The sequence below is a fragment of the Streptomyces sp. So13.3 genome (assembly GCF_005860785.2).
GTDB lineage: Bacteria > Actinomycetota > Actinomycetes > Streptomycetales > Streptomycetaceae > Actinacidiphila > Actinacidiphila fildesensis.
This window is the reverse complement of record NZ_CP048835.1, coordinates 6,086,580-6,102,390: the sequence shown is the minus strand read 5'-3', so window position 1 is coordinate 6,102,390 and position 15,811 is coordinate 6,086,580. Positions and strand designations below refer to the sequence as shown.

Below are 15,811 nucleotides of genomic sequence, written 5' to 3'. Positions count from 1 at the left end.
TGCCGCGCTCCGGCAGGAAGCGTTTCCCGGACTCCCGGGAAGCGTTTCTCAGACTTCGGCGAGCCCCTTCCGGCTCGCGCGCCGCACCGCGGACTCGACCGGGTCGAGCACCGGCACGGCCGCCAGCAGGCCCTTGGTGTACGCGTGCTGGGGCGAGTCGTACACCACGTCCGCCGGCCCCTCCTCGACGATCTTCCCGGCGCGCATGACCGCGACCCGGTCGCTGACCTGCCGCACCACCGCCAGGTCGTGCGCGATGAAGACCAGCGAGAGCCCCAGGTCACGCTGCAGTTCACCGAGCAGCGCGACGACCTGGGCCTGGGTCGTCACGTCGAGCGCCGAGACCGGCTCGTCGCAGACGATCAGCTTCGGGGCCGGTGCCAGCGCCCGCGCGATCCCGACCCGCTGCCGCTGACCGCCGCTGAACTCGTGCGGGTACCGGTGGTACCAGTCCGGTTCCAGACCGACCCGCTCCAGCAGTTCCCGCACCCGCTCGACGACCGCCTTGTCCGAAAGCTCTCCCGCCGCCCGCAGCGGGTCGGCGATCGACTCGCCGATGCTGCGCCGCGGGTTCAGCGACGAGACCGGGTCCTGGAAGACCATCTGCAGCTCGCGGCGCAGCGGTCGCAGCGCCTTGTCGCCGAGCTTGCCGATGTCCCGGCCGTCGTAACGGAGTTCACCGGCCGTGGGGTCGAGCAGCCGCACCAGCATCCGGCCGAGGGTGGTCTTCCCGCTGCCGCTCTCCCCGACGATGCCGAGCGTCTCGCCGCGCCGGACGGTCAGCGACACGCCGTCCACGGCGGTCACGGTGTCCTGGCGCTTGCCGAACTCCCGCCGCAGACCGACCGCTTCGAGAAGCGGCGCTTCCACGGCAGCCTTCCGTTCGTCGCCCGTCCGCTGCTTCACGAGGACGACCGGCCGCGCCGCGTCCACCTGCGGCACCGCCGCGAGCAGTGCCCGCGTGTAGGGCTCGCGCGGGTCGTCCAGGACGGCGCTCACCGCGCCGCGTTCGACGGCGGTGCCGTTCCGCATGACGAGTACGTCGTCGACGGTGCCGGCCACGACACCCAGGTCGTGGGTGACGAGCAGCAGCCCCATGCCGGTCTCGGCGCGCAGCTCGTGCAGCAGGTCGAGGATCTGGGCCTGGACGGTGACGTCGAGTGCGGTGGTCGGCTCGTCGGCGATCAGCAGCCGTGGTTCGCAGGCCAGCGCCATGGCGATGAGCGCGCGCTGCCGCATGCCGCCGCTGAACTCGTGCGGCCGGGCGCGCGAGCGCCGGGCCGCGTCCGGGATGCCGACCCGGTCCAGCACCTGGACGGCCCGCTCGCGGGCCGCCCGCCGGGTGGCCTTCACATGGACGCGGTAGACCTCGGCGATCTGGTCGCCGATCGCGTAGTACGGGTCGAGCGAGGAGAGCGGGTCCTGGAAGACCATCGCCGCCCGGCCGCCGCGCAGCCGCCGCAGTTCGGTGTCGTCGGCGCCGAGGACGTCCGTCCCGGCGACCCGTACGGTGCCGCCGGTCCGCGCGCCGGTCCCCCGGTGCAGGTCCAGCAGGGCGTACGCGGTGGCGCTCTTGCCGGATCCCGACTCACCGACGATGCCGAGGGCGCCGCCCGCTTCGAGCCGGAAGCTGAGACCGTCGACGGCCCGTACGGTGCCGGACGCGGTCGGGAAGTCGATGACGAGGTCCCTGACCTCCACCAGCGGCTCGGCGAGGCCGGCCGTGGCGGCGGGATCCACTGCGGAATCGGTGGCCGCGCTCATGCCAGCACCACCCTTCGGTCGGCCAGCGCGTAGAGCACGTCCGCGGCGGCGTTGGCGATGACGACGGCGAAGCCCATGACGAGCACGATGCCCACCACGACCGGCAGGTCCTTGAGCTCGACGGACTGCACGAGCTTCTGGCCGAGCCCTGGCACGTTGAACAGCGACTCGGTCAGCAGGGCGCCGCCGAACATCGTCCCCAGGTCGAGCGCCGACAGCGCGATCACCGGGGTGAGGGCGGCCCGCAGCGCGTGCCGTCCGATGATCGCGCGCTCGCTGACGCCGTAGGCGCGGAAGGTACGGATGTGGTCCTCCGCGAGCGTCTCCAGCATGGAACTGCGGGTCAGCCGCGCGTACTTGGCGGACTCGACGAGGGCGAGCGCCAGCCAGGGCAGCAGCAGGTTCCAGGCCCACTGCTGCGGGTCGTCGGTGAACGGCACGTAGGAGGGGTAGGGCAGCCACTGCAGCACCGAGCAGAAGAGCATCAGCAGCAGGATGCCGATGATGAACACCGGGGTGGCGGTGCCCGCGAGGGTGAGCCCGGTGAGCAGCCGTTCGGTGGGCCGGCCGCGGCGCAGCGCGGACAGCACGCCGGTGCCGATGCCGAGCAGCAGCCACAGCACCATCGCGCCGATGGCGAGGGAGGCGGTGGCGGGCAGCTTGGCGATGAGGATGTCGCTGACGAGTTCGCCGGTACGGTACGACTGGCCGAAGCAGGGCGCGGAGCAGTGCACCGTACCGGTGCCGGTGCTGTAGTCGTGACCGGTGACGATGCCCTGCAGGAAGTGCCAGAACTGTACGTACACCGAGTCGTTCAGGCCCATCTGCTCGCGGATCTGCACGAGTTGGGCGGGCGAGCACTTGGGCCCGCAGGACAGTTGCGCGGGGTCGCCGGGCGCCAGGTAGAACACGGCGTACAGCACGACGGCCAGCACCAGCAGAACCACCGCGGCGGAGACCGTGCGGCGCAGCAGGAAGCGGATCATGACGCGGCCTCCTCGCGCTTGCGGCCGGTGCCGATGCGGAGCCGGCTGGCGGCCCGGGGGTCGAGGGCGGTCCTGATGCCGTCGGCGAGCACGGTGAAGGCGAGCACGCTGATGAACAGCATCGCGGCGGGCAGCAGCACGTACGCGGGATCGGCCTCGTACCAGGTGTTGGCGCTGGAGAGCATCTGGCCCCAGGACGGGGTGGGGGGCTTCACGCCGATGCCGAGGAACGAGAGCCCGGACTCGATGACCATGTTCGCCGGGATGAGGAGGGCGGCGTACGTGATGACCGGTGCGACGAGCGACGGCAGCAGTTCGCGGCGGGCGATCCGCCAGGTGCCGGAGCCGGCGAGCCGGGAGGCCGCCACGTAGTCCAGTGACTTGAGGCTGAGCACCTGGGCCCTGACGAGCTTGGAGATGCTGCCCCACGCGACGAAGCCGATGATGAGCGCCAGCAGCAGCGGGCGCGGGAAGCTGTCGGGCACCACGGCCATCAGCGCGATGGCGAAGACCAGCGCGGGCATGGTGATCATGACGTCGGTGACGCGGCTGAGCAGGTTGTCCACGAAGCGGTTGCCGAGCCCGGCGGCGAGGCCGGTGCCGACGCCGACGAGGATCTGCACGAGGGTGGCGCCGAGTGCGACGGCCAGCGAGATCTGGGCGCCGTGCACGAGCCGGGAGAACATGTCGCGCCCGGTGCCGGGTTCGACACCGAGCCAGTGGTCGCCGCTGATCCCGCCGAAGGAGCCGAGCGGTACGCCGCCGGAGGCGGAGTCGACCAGCTCGGGGTGGTAGGCCGTGGTGTTCTGGCCCTCGATGGCGCTCAGCAGGGGTGCGGCGAGCGCCACCAGGACGAGGAGTGCGATGACGGCGGTCCCGGCGACGGCCGCGCGCTGGGCGCGCAGCCGCCGCCAGACCTGCCGGGCCCCCGGGGCGGGGGCGGCCGGGTTGCCGGCCGCCCCCGCCTCGACGGCCGTCAGGTCCTGGGTGGTCACTTGACCGAGACCTGCGAGATGTCCAGGACGCCGGTCCAGTCGCTGATCACGACGTTCTTGATGTCCTTGCCGAACAGCCGCTTGTAGACCGGGTGGAAGAGCGGCACGGTGACGGCCTGCTCGCCGATCTTCTTGTCCAGCGCGCCCCAGCGGACCGCCGCGGCCTTGAGGTCGGTCAGCTTGTTGATCTCGTCGATCTCCTTGTTGACCGCCGGGTCGTCGAGCTGCGCGTTGTTGAAGTTGGAGCCGTCCTTGACGATCTGCCGGCCGTCGAAGATCGGGCCGAGGAACGGGCCGCCGGACGGCCAGTCCGCACCCCAGCCGGTGAGGAAGAAGCCCGGCTCGGTCGACACGTTGTGGATCTTGTCGCTGAACGCCTTGTGCTCCTGGCCGTCGAGCTTGACGGTGATGCCCGCCGCCTTCAGCGCGTCCTGGACGGCCGTGGCGACCTCGGGGCCCTGCTCGTCGGCCTTGGTGACGTCATGGGTGAGCGAGACGGTGATCCCGTTCGGGTAGCCGGCCTCCGCCAGCACCTGCTTGGCCTTGACCGGGTCCCCGGTCTTGCCGGCCGGGAACGGGTCGTACGGCGTGTAGCCGAAGGACGCCTGCTCCGGCAGGTACGTGGTGGCCTGGTCGGCGAGCGAGGAGCCGCCGACCGCGTTGACCACGGTGGTGCGGTTGACCGCGTACGCGATGGCCTGGCGCACCTTCGGGTTGTCGAACGGCTTCACCTTCGGGTTGAAGGCGATGTAGTCGGTGTAGCCGAAGTGGCCGGTGCCGACCCGGCTCGCGAGCGCCTTGTCACCGTTGACCTTGGCCAGCTCGGCCGGGCCGAGGTTGGTGTCGGTGGTGACGGCCGCCGCGTCCTTGCCCGTGCCGGTGGACAGTCGCTGGTTGATCACGGCCTGGTCGAGACCCGACTGGACGTCGATGCTGTCCGGGTACGCCTTGCGCTGGTCGTCGGTGGCCTCCGACCAGTTGGGGTTGCGCTCCAGCACCAGGTGCTCACCGTTGTTCTCGTTCTTGATCACCTTGTACGGGCCCGAGGAGACCGGGTGCTCGGCGTACTTGGTGCCGGTGTCCTTCGCCTTCGGCACCGGGGCGAACGAGGTCTGCGTGGCCAGGAACGGGAACTCGCCCTCGGGCTTGTTCAGGTGGAACACGATCGTCCTGGCGTCCGGCGTCTCCACCGAGGCCAGTCCGTTCTTGTCCTTGTACGGGCCCTGGTACGCGGCGCCGCCGATCAGCCAGTCGCGCAGGTAGGGCGCGCCGCCGGACAGCTCGGCCGCGAAGGAGCGCTCGATGCCGTACTTGATGTCGGCGGTGGTGATGGGCGAGCCGTCCTCGTACTTCAGGCCGTCCTTGAGGTGGTACGTCCAGACGGTGGCGTCCTTGCTCGGCTCGCCGGTGTTGGTGGCCAGGTCCGCGGCGACCTTCGAGCCCTCGGCGCCGTTGGCCCGGGTGCGGGTGGTGAGCGTGCGGTAGACCAGCGAGGGAACGTTTCCGCCGCCCGAGGTGTACAGGCGGGCCGGGTCGAAGTCCTCCTGCGCCTGGTTGTTCAGCACGTAGAGGGTGCCGCCCTTGGCGGGCTTGGCGTCGGTGGAGGCCTTGGCGCCGCCGCTGTCCTTCGGGCCGCAGGCGGCGGCCCCTCCGGCGAGGGCCAGACCAACGGCTACCGCTGCCACGCGGCGGGATATGAGGGACAGTTGACGCATGAGAGATCGGCCTTTCGCGGCTGCGAGGTATGACGGCAGGATTCAACGAATACCCGCGGGCAGCAGCAGCCGCTTCCCCTCAACGGAGAAATGGCTCGAACTCAGGGGGGTGCGTCTGCCCACGGATGGACAGCTCGGGGCGGAGGCGGAAAGCCTCTACGCGACCGAACCGTGGGTCACCGACAGAGAATGTCGGCTACGCAGATTTCGGCCACGCCGATGAGCACCAGCTTGATGCTGGCGTCCTCGGGTGCGTGGCGGTGCGACATGGGAGAAGAGTGAACGACGATCCCGCCGATGTCAAAATCCGGTCGGCGGGATCATTCGTGCTCAGGCGGTCGAAACCGCTGGTCAGGCCTTCGGGAACGGCCAGGCGTTGGGCTTGCAGGTGGGGCCGCCGTCGAGCGACAGGAACTTCGTCTGCTGCATCATGACCGGCGCGAGCTCGCCCGCCTTCGGGCAGCCGACGTGGCCGTGCCCGAGCCGGTGGCCGACCTCGTGGTTGATGAGCATCTGCCGGTACTCGTGCATCCGGTCGGGGCCGAACGTGACGGCGCCCTGTGCCCAGCGGAACGCGTTGATCATGGTGCGCTCGGTGGACGCGGCGTCACATGACACATTGTCAACGGTGATGTCCAGGCCGGATTTCGCACACCACTTAGCAGTGGTGCCGGGGCTGGCGAGCGTGACGACGATGTCGACGGGGCCCGATGACACCCGCTCGAACGTCTTGGTCCCGCCGTGCCCCCAACTCCGGTCGTCGTTCAGGGTGGTGAAGACCGTCCGGGTGAAGAGCGCGGAATCGAGCGGCAGGCCCTTCTCCACGTCCACCCGGAAGCGCAGCACCTTCCCCTTGCCCGGCGCCGGGTCGTGTCCCGGCATCGTCTGGAACTGGCCGCTCAGGGCCAGCTTGGCGTCGAGCGGGTACTGCCTGGCCATCAGCTGGTCGTAGCCGGCGACGGCCACGGCGGGTGCGTTGGAGGGTGCGACGCCGGGCGTCGGACGGTCCTTCGACCGTGAGGCCGCGTCGCTGCCGTCGCGGGTCGCGCCGTCGGAGGCCCCGGCCTCGCTGTGTCCGGCGCCACCGCTGCCGACCTGCCCGGCGACGACCACGGCGAGCACGGTCACCACCGCGGCGGCGGCGATCCCGGTGAACGTACGGCCCTTGCCACCGCTCTTCCGGCCGGTGTCGGCGGCCGTGGCCTCCGGCAGGTCGGAGTCCAGGACGGGCTCCGGCTCCGGCTCCGGAACCGTCTCCTGCTCGATGCGCTGCCGGGGTATCCGGCGGCCGGGCGGGGCCTCGAAGGACTGCGGCGGGAGGACCGGCTCGTCGAACGTCTGCCACTGGCCGGTGTCGTACGGGTCCTGGACGGGGTGGACGGACTGCTGGAACGTCTGCCACTGACCGGTGTCGTACGGATCCGGGACGGGGAGGACGGGCTCGTCGAACGTCTGCCACTGACCCGTGTCGTACGGGTCCGGGAGCTCGTCCGGCCGGTAGCCGGTGCTCCGGCCACGGCCGCTCTCCGCCGCCCAGCCGTCCTGGGCGCCCCAGGCGGCGTGCTCACGGTGCTCGGGGTGCGGGCGGGAGTCCGGGTGGTCGCCGACGACGTAACCGCCGTCGTAGCGGGCGCCCGGCGCCGGAGCCTGGGACGGGACGGAGACGGGAACGCCGACGTCACCCCGGCGTCTGCGGCCCTGGCCTGCACGACCGCCACCGAGGGTGCTCGATATGTCGTTGTCGCGGCTCTGCCGGCCGCCGCCCGCGCTGTGTTTCCCCACGCCCTCAATCAGCTCCTGCTCGCCGCGTCGCTCGTCGTGTCGTTCATTACGCGAGCGCCCGTCTTTTCGTTCACCGCGTGACCGTCCGTCTGATCGAGCAGGTCCCGGAAGGCCCGTGCCACCACGTCAGGGTGCTCCATCATCGCGACGTGCCCGCTGTCGGGCAGCGTCACCAGCCGGGAGTCGCGGAACGCCTGGGACGCCTTCCGCGCCATCCGGAAGGAGACCAGCTTGTCGCGCCCCCCGTAGACCAGCAGCGTCGGCGCGAGTACCCGCTCCGCCTGCCGCCACAGAGAGTGTTGTCCACCCAAGGTGTACGCGTTGACGATGCCCCGTGTCGAACGGACCATCGCATCCCAGAAGTACGGGAGTGCGATCCGCCGTTCGTACTCCTCGACCGCCTCCGCCCGCGCCCGGTCACCGACCGACGAGGCGTCGCCGTAACACAGCGTGAGCAGTTCCTGGGTCCGCCGCTCGGCCGGCCAGTCCTTGGTCGCCCGCAGATAGAGCGCCGGGATCCCCGGCATCGAGACGAACGCCGTCGGCCACGCGGTGCGCTGCGGCGGAAGCTCCGGCAGCGCGGGCGAGACCAGTGTCAGCGTCCTGACCAGGTCGGGACGGGCCGCCGCGACCTTCGTCGCCACCGCGCCGCCCATCGAGTTGCCGAACAGATGGACCGGACCCCGCTCGCCGGACTCGATCAGCCGGACCACCGCCCGGGCGTGTCCGGCGATCGAGTAGTCACCGTCGTCCGGCGGCGGCGAGAAGCCGAAGCCGGGCAGATCCGGTGCCTGACTGTCGAGCCGGTCGGCCAGCCGGTCCATCAGTTGTGTCCAGTTCTGCGACGAACCGCCCAGTCCGTGCACAAGAACGGCCGGTTCGAGTCCGTCGCGCTCCGAGGTCCGCTCGCGGACCACCAGAGAGAGACCGGGCAGGCTCACATTTCGCTGCGTTTCCCCTGGTCCGAGCCGCGGCCCCTGCGGGGGGACGGCTGCGGGAGCGATCGCAGCTTGAGGAGACTCCGTCGAGGACATGGGGCAATGTTACGAGACGATCACGCATGCGCCTGTGTGTTCGCCCTCACAGGCTGCGCTCAGGACCCCGCGCTCCTACGCTCGACAGTAAGGAAGGGAGTCACCGTGTCCGACGAAGTCCAGATTTCCGAGGATGAATTCGAGGCCGCCGCCGACGATCCGGCCATCGAGATGGACATCGAAACCCCCGAAGCCGATGCCGCCGAGCAGCACACCGATGTCGTCCACCGCGACGACGTCCCGGCCGGGGAGGACTCCGATTCGCCCGTCGCGTCCGCCGATCCCGCGGACGTCGCGGAACAACGTCGTGTCGTCAACCTGGACGAGGAGGACTATCGCTGAAAGGTTCCAGGTAGTGAGAATGTGCTCTCGCACCGCGCACAGCCCCGTTACCGAAAAGTACGATGGCACCCGCAGTGTTCCTTCAACAGATTGGGAGGCGGCGTGACAGCCATCGAGCACACTCAGGCACGCCCGCGCGGCACCCGCCTGCCCCGCCGGGCCCGCCGCGAACAACTCCTGGGCGCGGCCCAGGAAGTGTTCGTCGCCCAGGGCTACCACGCCGCCGCGATGGACGACATCGCCGAGCGGGCCGGCGTCAGCAAGCCGGTGCTCTACCAGCACTTCCCGGGCAAGCTGGAGCTGTATCTGGCGCTGCTCGACCAGCACTGCGAGTCACTGCTGCAAGCGGTGCGTACCGCACTGGCCTCCACCTCCGACAACAAACTGCGCGTCGAGGCGACCATGGACGCCTATTTCGCGTACGTGGAGGACGAGGGCGGCGCCTTCCGGCTGGTCTTCGAATCGGACCTGACGAACGAGCCCGCGGTCCGCGAGCGCGTCGACAAGGTCTCGCTGGAGTGCGCCGAGGCGATCTGCGAGGTCATCGCGGAGGACACCGGGCTGCCCCGCGAACAGTCGATGCTGCTGGCCGTCGGCCTCGGCGGCGTCTCCCAGGTCGTGGCCCGCTACTGGCTCTCCAGCAACAGCCAGATCCCCCGGGACACCGCCGTCAACCTGCTGACGTCGCTGGCCTGGCGCGGTATCGCCGGTTTCCCGCTGCACGGCACGGACGGCCACCACTGACGGCCGCCGGCCACCACTGACGGCTGCCGCGGACGGCCACCGCCGGTTATTCCCCGTCGCTGTTCGCTACCGGCGTTCATCATCTTCGGATTCCACCCCTCCGAGCCCGGCTAGTGTTTCCTGCGTACGGCGCGAAGACGCGCACACCGCCAGACCTGGAGGTACAGAGCCGTGGAGGTCAAGATCGGCGTGCAGCACGCGCCGCGCGAGATCAGCATCGAGAGCGTGCAGTCGGCCGAGGAGGTCGAGAAGGCCGTCGCTGACGCCCTCTCCGGCGCGTCGCCGCTCCTGAGCCTGGTGGACGAGAAGGGCCACAAGGTCCTCATCCCCGCAGCCAAGATCGCGTACGTGGAGATCGGCCAGCCCGCCAGCCGGAAGGTCGGCTTCGGCGCGTCGATGTGACGACGGCGGAGGGCTCGCACCGTAATCGGGTGCGAGCCCTCCGTTTTGTCCGGCTCCCCGAAGGGGTAGGACCGTTATGCAACGGTCGGCCCCCTCGGGAAGGACCCCGTACATGTGGGAAGCAGTCGCATTCGCCGCGCTCGGTCTGGGCATCGCCTACGCCGCCACGCACTTCTTGCCCGAACGCTTCCCGTCCCGCGTCCTCGTCCTCGCCACCGGTCCGATCGCGGCCCTGGTCGGAGGTCTGATCACCCGTACGGTTCTCGGCGCCGGCCACGCGGCCGTGACGCTCCCGGTGTCGGCGCTCGTCGCGGCGGCGCTGCTCAGCCTGCTCCTCCGCCCCGCTGACGACCGGCGCTTTCTCCGCCACTCGGTCGCGGGGCGGGCCTGAGGACCACAGCTGAGGACCACAGCTGAGGACCAGGCCTGAGCGAGGGTCAGGCAGCCAGCCCGAGTGCCGCCATCCGCTTGGTGTGCGCTTCGGTGATCCGGGTGAACATCCGGCCGGCCTCGGCCAGGTCGAAACCGCCGGCCACTCCCCCGACGAGCATCGTGGACAGCGCGTCCCGGTCGGCGACGACGCGCTGCGCCTGTGACAGCGCCTCACCCATCAGCCGCCGCGCCCACAGCGCGAGCCGGCCGCCGACCCGCGGGTCCGCCTCGATGGCGGCGCGGACCTTCTCGACGGCGAAGCTGGCGTGGCCGGTGTCGTCCAGTACGGCCAGCACGAGCGTGCGGGTGTCGGTGTCGAGCCGCGCCGCGACCTCGCGGTAGAAGTCCGAGGCGATCGAGTCGCCGACGTAGGCCTTGACCAGACCCTCCAGCCAGTCCGACGGAGCGGTCTGCCGGTGGAACTCGTCCAGCGCGGCGCCGAAGGGTTCCATGGCTTCCTTCGCGGAGGCCCCGATCTCGGAAAGCCGGTCCCGCAGCCGCTCGAAGTGGTGGAATTCAGCCGCCGCCATGGCGGCCAGCTGAGCTTTGTCCTCAAGCTCCGGCGCGAGCTTCGCGTCGTCCGCGAGGCGTTCGAACGCGGCCAGTTCGCCGTAGGCCAGCGCACCCAGCAGATCCACCACCGCGGCCCGGTAGTGGGGGTCCGCGGAAGCTCCGGCCCAGTCCAGGGCAGCGATTCCGGTGGCAGGTGCGGTCGTCTCGTCAGGCGTCTCCATGCTGCGCACAATAGCCAAGTCCGGGTCCCGCCGGACCACCCCCGTAGCCCCCGCCGAAACATTTGATCGGGTGCAGCTGCGTGTTTCCGGGGTAGAGTGGTAATGCACTCCGCCGATTTTCGGCAATTTCCTGTGCACTGTACGCAGTATCTGGATGCCCGGTCGGTGGCCCGATCGGCTCCTACACCGACCGCCCTCCTGACAGCAGGAGGGGCCCACTCGCGGCATGTGCGAGGGCAGCGGTCCCGCGCTTCTCAGCCACCCACGGCTGGACGACACCTGCGCGGTCAGCGCCCGGCGTTCCTTTCCGGACGCGGACGCTCGACCCCCCTCACAGCCCAGTGCCGCGTCTCACAGAAGAGGCAAGCATCCTGACCACCACGACTTTCCGCAGCCTCGGAATCCTTTCCGAGACCGCCGAAGCCCTTGAGGCTGTCGGCATCATCAATCCGTTCCCGATCCAGGAGATGACCCTTCCGGTCGCCCTGGCGGGCAATGACATCATCGGCCAGGCCAAGACCGGCACCGGCAAGACGCTGGGCTTCGGCCTGCCGCTGCTGGAGCGCGTCACGGTCGCCGCCGACGTCGAGGCCGGCCGCGCCAAGGCCGAGGACCTCCCCGACGGGCCGCAGGCCCTGATCGTCGTCCCCACCCGTGAGCTGTGCCAGCAGGTCACCAACGACCTGCTGACCGCCGGCAAGGTGCGCAATGTGCGCGTCCTGGCCATCTACGGCGGCCGCGCCTACGAGCCGCAGGTCGAGGCCCTCAAGAAGGGCATCGACATCGTCGTCGGCACCCCGGGCCGGCTGCTGGACCTCGCGGGCCAGAAGAAGCTGAACCTGAAGTCGGTGCGCGCCCTCGTCCTGGACGAGGCCGACGAGATGCTGGACCTGGGCTTCCTGCCCGACGTCGAGCGGATCATGGCCATGCTGCCGCCGAAGCGCCAGACGATGCTGTTCTCGGCCACCATGCCGGGCGCGGTCATCAACCTGGCCCGCCGCTACATGTCGCAGCCCACGCACATCCGTGCCACCTCGCCGGACGACGAGGGCGCGACTGTCGCGAACATCACGCAGCACATCTTCCGCGCGCACTCCATGGACAAGCCGGAGCTCGTCTCCCGCATCCTGCAGGCCGACGGCCGTGGCCTCGCGATGATCTTCTGCCGCACCAAGCGCACCGCGGCCGACATCGCCGACCAGCTCGCCCAGCGCGGCTTCGCCTCCGGCGCGGTCCACGGCGACCTGGGCCAGGGTGCTCGTGAGCAGGCCCTGCGCGCGTTCCGCAACGGCAAGGTGGACGTGCTGGTCTGCACCGACGTCGCCGCCCGCGGTATCGACGTCGACGGTGTGACGCACGTCATCAACTACCAGTCGCCGGAGGACGAGAAGACGTACCTCCACCGCGTCGGCCGCACCGGCCGCGCCGGCAAGACCGGTATCGCGATCACGCTGGTCGACTGGGACGACATCCCGCGCTGGAAGCTCATCAACAAGGCGCTGGACCTGCCGTTCGACGAGCCGGAGGAGACGTACTCCACCTCCGCGCACCTGTACGAGCTGCTCAACATCCCGGCCGGCACCAAGGGCATACTGCCCCGGGCCGATCGGACCCGTGCCGGCCTCGGCGCGGAGACCGTCGAGGACCTCGGCGAGACCGGTGGCCGCGGCAGGACCGGTGGGCGCAAGCCCGCCGTCGCCGCAGCGGCGACCGTGACCGAGGAGCGTCCGCCGCGGACCCGCACCCCGCGTCAGCGCACCCGCACCCGTGCCGGTGAGACCGCCGTCGTCGCGGTGGATGCGGCCGCGGCCGTGACCCCGGTCATCGACGTGGCGGACACCGAGGGCGAGGCGAAGGCGGCCCCGCGCCGCCGTCGCCGTACCCGCGCCGCCGCTCCGGCCGCGGAGGGCGCTCCGGCGACCATGGTCGAGGCCGCTCCGGCCGAGGCTCCCACCGCCGAGGGTGACGAGGCCAAGCCGGCCCGCCGCCGTCGTCGTACCCGTCCCGCGAAGGCCGAGCCGGCCGACAGCTGACCGACCCGCGGAACAGCACAGCGGAACAGCACCACCAGCAACGCCGACGCCCCCGGTTCTCCACCGGGGGCGTCGGCGTTCTGTCGCTGTCCGCAACCTGTCGTACACACGCGTCGCGTAATCTCACGGCATGAGCAGACCGCCGACACTGGAGCTGCCCGAAGGGGCCCGTGCGTACCGCCTCGCCACCGCGAGGGGCGACTTCGCGGTGCTGGACGCCGGAACGGCGGTCCTGGGCACCGCCCTGCTGGTGCCCGGGTTCACCGGGAGCAAAGAGGACTTCATCGCGCTGCTCGAACCGCTGGCACTGGCCGGCTACCGGGTGGTCGCGGTCGACGGCAGAGGGCAGCACGAGACGGGCGGCCCGCCCGAGGAGAGCGCGTACACCCAGGCCGAACTGGCCGCCGACGTCCTCGCGCAGACCGAGGCGCTGGGCGGTTCGGGTCCGGTGCACGTACTGGGCCACTCGCTGGGCGGGCTGATCGTGCGGGCGGCGGCGATCGACGCGGCACCGCCGTGGACGTCTCTGACGATCATGAGTTCCGGGCCGGCCGCCATCGACGCCGAGCAGCAGGCCAGGACGCGGATGCTCGTCGAGGCGCTGCCCGCGATGGGGATGGAGGCGGTCTGGCAGGCGATGCGCGACATGGACGCGGAGAACGCCGACGCGCCGGACGTCCCGCCCGCCATCGCGGAGTTCCTGTACCGGCGCTGGATGGGCAATGTCCCCGAGCAGCTGATCGCGACCGGCAAGCAGCTGATCGCGGAGCCCGACCGGGTCGCCGAGCTGGCCGCCGTACCGATCCGCACGCTGGTGCTCTCCGGCGACGTCGACTACGCGTGGCCGCCGGAGTGGCTCGACGAGATGGCGCTGCGGCTGGGCGCGCGGCGGGTGGTCATCAAGGGCGCCGAGCACTCACCGAATGTGGACCAGCCGGAGGCGACGGCCGAGGCGCTGATCGATTTCTGGAGCCCGAAGGGCGAGTGAGGAGTCAGAGCTGGGCGGTGAGGTGGTCCCAGAAGCCGTCGCGCAGCGAACGTCGCAGGTCGGCGTGGGCGCGCAGCGAGATGCCGAGCAATCCCTCGGCTTCGACGAGCAGTTCCTGGTCGTAGGCCGGCGGCAGATAGGGCCGGCCGGGCAGCAGTTCCGCGAGGGTGTCGCGGCCCCGGACGGCGAGCCACTGGCCGGCCACCCGGGCGCCCACGAAGTGCACGTCCGCCCGCGAGGGCACCGGCGCGTCACCGTACTCGGGCACGGGTCGCCGGGTCAGATACGGCTTGCAGAACTCGAGGTCGAAGGTGCGCTGGCTGTCGACCTCCCAGAGCAGGGGGTCCGCCTGGTTGCGTCCTTCGGTGGCCTCGATGCCCCACAGGTGCACCCGCGCGCCGTAGCCCTGGGCCGCCTCGACGGCGGACACCAGGTCCTCGTCACCGCCGATGAGGACCGCGTCGCTGATGGCGCGGTGCCGGGCGAGCGATTCGAGGTCGGTGCGGATGAGGGAGTCGACGCCCTTCTGCTGGCGGCTGGCGTTGAGGTTGCCGAGCCGGACCTTGACGTCGGGGAGTTCGGCGATGCGCTCCTGCTCGCGGGTGTGGATCCGGCGGCGGGCGCCGTCGTACCAGTAGACGCGGAGCAGCCGGCTGTCCGGGAAGAGCGAGCGCGCCTTGTCGATGAACGCCTCGATGATGCCCTCGGCGTCCAGGTCGAAGGTCTGCCGGTCCTCGGTGCCCGCGACGAGGCGGCCCGCGGCGGCGTAGACGTAGCCGGCGTCCACGAACACGGCGTGGGTGGCGGGGGTGGTGGCGACTTCGGCCAGGACCCGCTGCAGGAGCTCGTTGGTGCGCTCGATACCGGCGGCCATGGCGGCCAGCGCGTTGTCGTTGTCCATAGGTCCGCCATTGTCCCGTACTCGTGAGTACTTAGGCTCGGAAAAGTTTTCATTAGCGTAGGGAATGTTTTAGTGAGGGGGTTCGTTGACTACTCATGGACAGTGCGACGAAGGGAGAAGCACCATGCGCTTCGAGATCATGCGACTCGACGACCGGAACGGCACCGCTGTGGACAGCACAGTCGTGGACGCCGCCGCCGTCAACAAGATCGTCCAACAGGCCGCGGCCATCGGCCAGCGGATCTACATCCGACCGGCGATCTGAGACAGCATTCGACGACGGCGCCCCTGTACGCAAGACGTACAGGGGCGCTTCTGCGTCCGGTGGGCGCCACGGGGGCCGTCCGGGTCAGCCCTCGCCGTGCACGAACCCCAGCACCCCGTTGGCCACCTGCTGAACGGCGATGGCCGAGAGCAGCATCCCGGACAGCCGGGTCACCAGCACCACACCGCCCTCCTTGATGAGCCGGATGATCGCCAGCGAGTAGCGCATGACCAGCCACAGCACGACGTGCATGGCGGCGATCGCCAGCCACACCGACGCCTGCTCGCCGAAGCCGTGGGCGTTCTGCACCGCCAGGATCACGGTCACGATCGCACCGGGCCCGGCCAGCAGCGGCATCCCCAGCGGCACCAGCGCGACGTTCACGTCCTTGGTCTGGGTCGGCTCGTCCATCTTGCCGGTGAGCAGGTCGAGCGCGATGAGCAGCAGCAGCAGACCGCCGGCGATCCGCAGCGCGGGGACCGAGACATGCAGGTAGTCGAGGATCTGATGGCCGAAGAGGCCGAAGACGGTGATGACGCCGAAGGCGACGGAGGCCGCCTGCCAGGCCATCCGGCGCTGCACCTTGGTGGCGCGCCCGGAGGTCAGCGCGAGGAAGATCGGGGTGATCCCGGGCGGGTCCATGATCACGAAGAGCGTGACAAAGACCGACCCGAAGAGGGTGACGTCGAGCATT

The 15,811-nt window shown here is 70.4% G+C and carries 16 protein-coding genes; 7 read left to right on the top strand and 9 right to left on the bottom strand.

What is annotated here, in order from left to right; translation table 11 throughout:
- Positions 1–48: 48 nt before the first annotated feature.
- The 6 genes from C8250_RS27640 to C8250_RS27615 all read right to left on the bottom strand — a co-directional run bounded on the left by C8250_RS27640 (position 49) and on the right by C8250_RS27615 (position 8,276).
- Positions 49–1,764 carry an ABC transporter ATP-binding protein gene (locus C8250_RS27640; RefSeq protein ID WP_138350976.1) on the bottom strand — a complete coding sequence of 572 codons (1,716 nt, stop codon included), beginning with the start codon at positions 1,762–1,764 and terminating at the stop codon, positions 49–51.
- A complete protein-coding gene (locus C8250_RS27635) occupies positions 1,761–2,750 on the bottom strand; it encodes an ABC transporter permease (protein WP_138350977.1) in 990 nt (329 codons plus the stop codon). Before C8250_RS27635 ends, C8250_RS27640 begins: the two co-directional genes overlap by 4 nt.
- A complete protein-coding gene (locus C8250_RS27630; protein ID WP_164607196.1) occupies positions 2,747–3,730 on the bottom strand; it encodes an ABC transporter permease in 984 nt (327 codons plus the stop codon). The genes C8250_RS27635 and C8250_RS27630 overlap by 4 nt, the downstream gene beginning before the upstream one ends.
- Before the next feature lie 11 nt (positions 3,731–3,741).
- Entirely contained in the window at positions 3,742–5,460 is a 1,719-nt protein-coding gene (locus C8250_RS27625; protein ID WP_138350979.1) for an ABC transporter substrate-binding protein, read from the bottom strand.
- Positions 5,461–5,811: 351 nt separating this feature from the next.
- Positions 5,812–7,242 (bottom strand): DUF3152 domain-containing protein, encoded by a 1,431-nt coding sequence (locus tag C8250_RS43720; protein WP_244809396.1) that lies wholly within the window; start codon positions 7,240–7,242, stop codon positions 5,812–5,814.
- Positions 7,243–7,250: 8 nt separating this feature from the next.
- Positions 7,251–8,276 carry an alpha/beta hydrolase gene (locus C8250_RS27615; RefSeq protein WP_138350980.1) on the bottom strand — a complete coding sequence of 342 codons (1,026 nt, stop codon included), beginning with the start codon at positions 8,274–8,276 and terminating at the stop codon, positions 7,251–7,253.
- Positions 8,277–8,381: 105 nt separating this feature from the next.
- Between C8250_RS27615 and C8250_RS27610 the strand changes: the two genes are divergently transcribed.
- From C8250_RS27610 to C8250_RS27595, 4 genes are all read left to right on the top strand, one after another.
- Entirely contained in the window at positions 8,382–8,618 is a 237-nt protein-coding gene (locus C8250_RS27610) for a hypothetical protein (RefSeq protein ID WP_138350981.1), read from the top strand.
- A 102-nt stretch (positions 8,619–8,720) separates the two neighbouring features.
- A complete protein-coding gene (locus C8250_RS27605) occupies positions 8,721–9,362 on the top strand; it encodes a TetR/AcrR family transcriptional regulator (protein ID WP_138350982.1) in 642 nt (213 codons plus the stop codon).
- A 171-nt stretch (positions 9,363–9,533) separates the two neighbouring features.
- Positions 9,534–9,764: a DUF3107 domain-containing protein gene (locus tag C8250_RS27600; RefSeq protein ID WP_138350983.1), complete on the top strand. Its 231-nt coding sequence runs from the start codon at positions 9,534–9,536 to the stop codon at positions 9,762–9,764.
- A 112-nt stretch (positions 9,765–9,876) separates the two neighbouring features.
- A complete protein-coding gene (locus tag C8250_RS27595; RefSeq protein WP_138350984.1) occupies positions 9,877–10,155 on the top strand; it encodes a hypothetical protein in 279 nt (92 codons plus the stop codon).
- A gap of 46 nt (positions 10,156–10,201) precedes the next feature.
- On the opposite strand, the gene C8250_RS27590 is transcribed toward C8250_RS27595, so the two are convergent.
- Positions 10,202–10,930, bottom strand: coding sequence for a ferritin-like fold-containing protein (locus tag C8250_RS27590; RefSeq protein ID WP_138350985.1), 729 nt, complete (start codon positions 10,928–10,930; stop codon positions 10,202–10,204).
- Between the two features lie 467 nt (positions 10,931–11,397).
- Here C8250_RS27590 and C8250_RS27585 point away from each other — a divergent pair, with 467 nt between their 5' ends.
- Both C8250_RS27585 and C8250_RS27580 read left to right on the top strand, forming a co-directional pair.
- Positions 11,398–12,963 (top strand): DEAD/DEAH box helicase, encoded by a 1,566-nt coding sequence (locus tag C8250_RS27585; protein ID WP_244809394.1) that lies wholly within the window; start codon positions 11,398–11,400, stop codon positions 12,961–12,963.
- Positions 12,964–13,093: 130 nt separating this feature from the next.
- Positions 13,094–13,951, top strand: a complete 858-nt coding sequence (locus tag C8250_RS27580) for an alpha/beta fold hydrolase (RefSeq protein ID WP_138350986.1) — start codon at positions 13,094–13,096, stop codon at positions 13,949–13,951.
- A gap of 4 nt (positions 13,952–13,955) precedes the next feature.
- Here the strand turns inward: C8250_RS27580 and C8250_RS27575 are convergent, their stop codons facing one another.
- Positions 13,956–14,852: an NYN domain-containing protein gene (locus C8250_RS27575; RefSeq protein WP_138350987.1), complete on the bottom strand. Its 897-nt coding sequence runs from the start codon at positions 14,850–14,852 to the stop codon at positions 13,956–13,958.
- Positions 14,853–14,976: 124 nt separating this feature from the next.
- Here C8250_RS27575 and C8250_RS27570 point away from each other — a divergent pair, with 124 nt between their 5' ends.
- Positions 14,977–15,117 carry a hypothetical protein gene (locus C8250_RS27570; RefSeq protein WP_187145002.1) on the top strand — a complete coding sequence of 47 codons (141 nt, stop codon included), beginning with the start codon at positions 14,977–14,979 and terminating at the stop codon, positions 15,115–15,117.
- 84 nt (positions 15,118–15,201) lie between these two features.
- Here the strand turns inward: C8250_RS27570 and C8250_RS27565 are convergent, their stop codons facing one another.
- Positions 15,202–15,810 carry a MarC family protein gene (locus tag C8250_RS27565; protein ID WP_138350988.1) on the bottom strand — a complete coding sequence of 203 codons (609 nt, stop codon included), beginning with the start codon at positions 15,808–15,810 and terminating at the stop codon, positions 15,202–15,204.
- Position 15,811 lies beyond the last annotated feature (1 nt).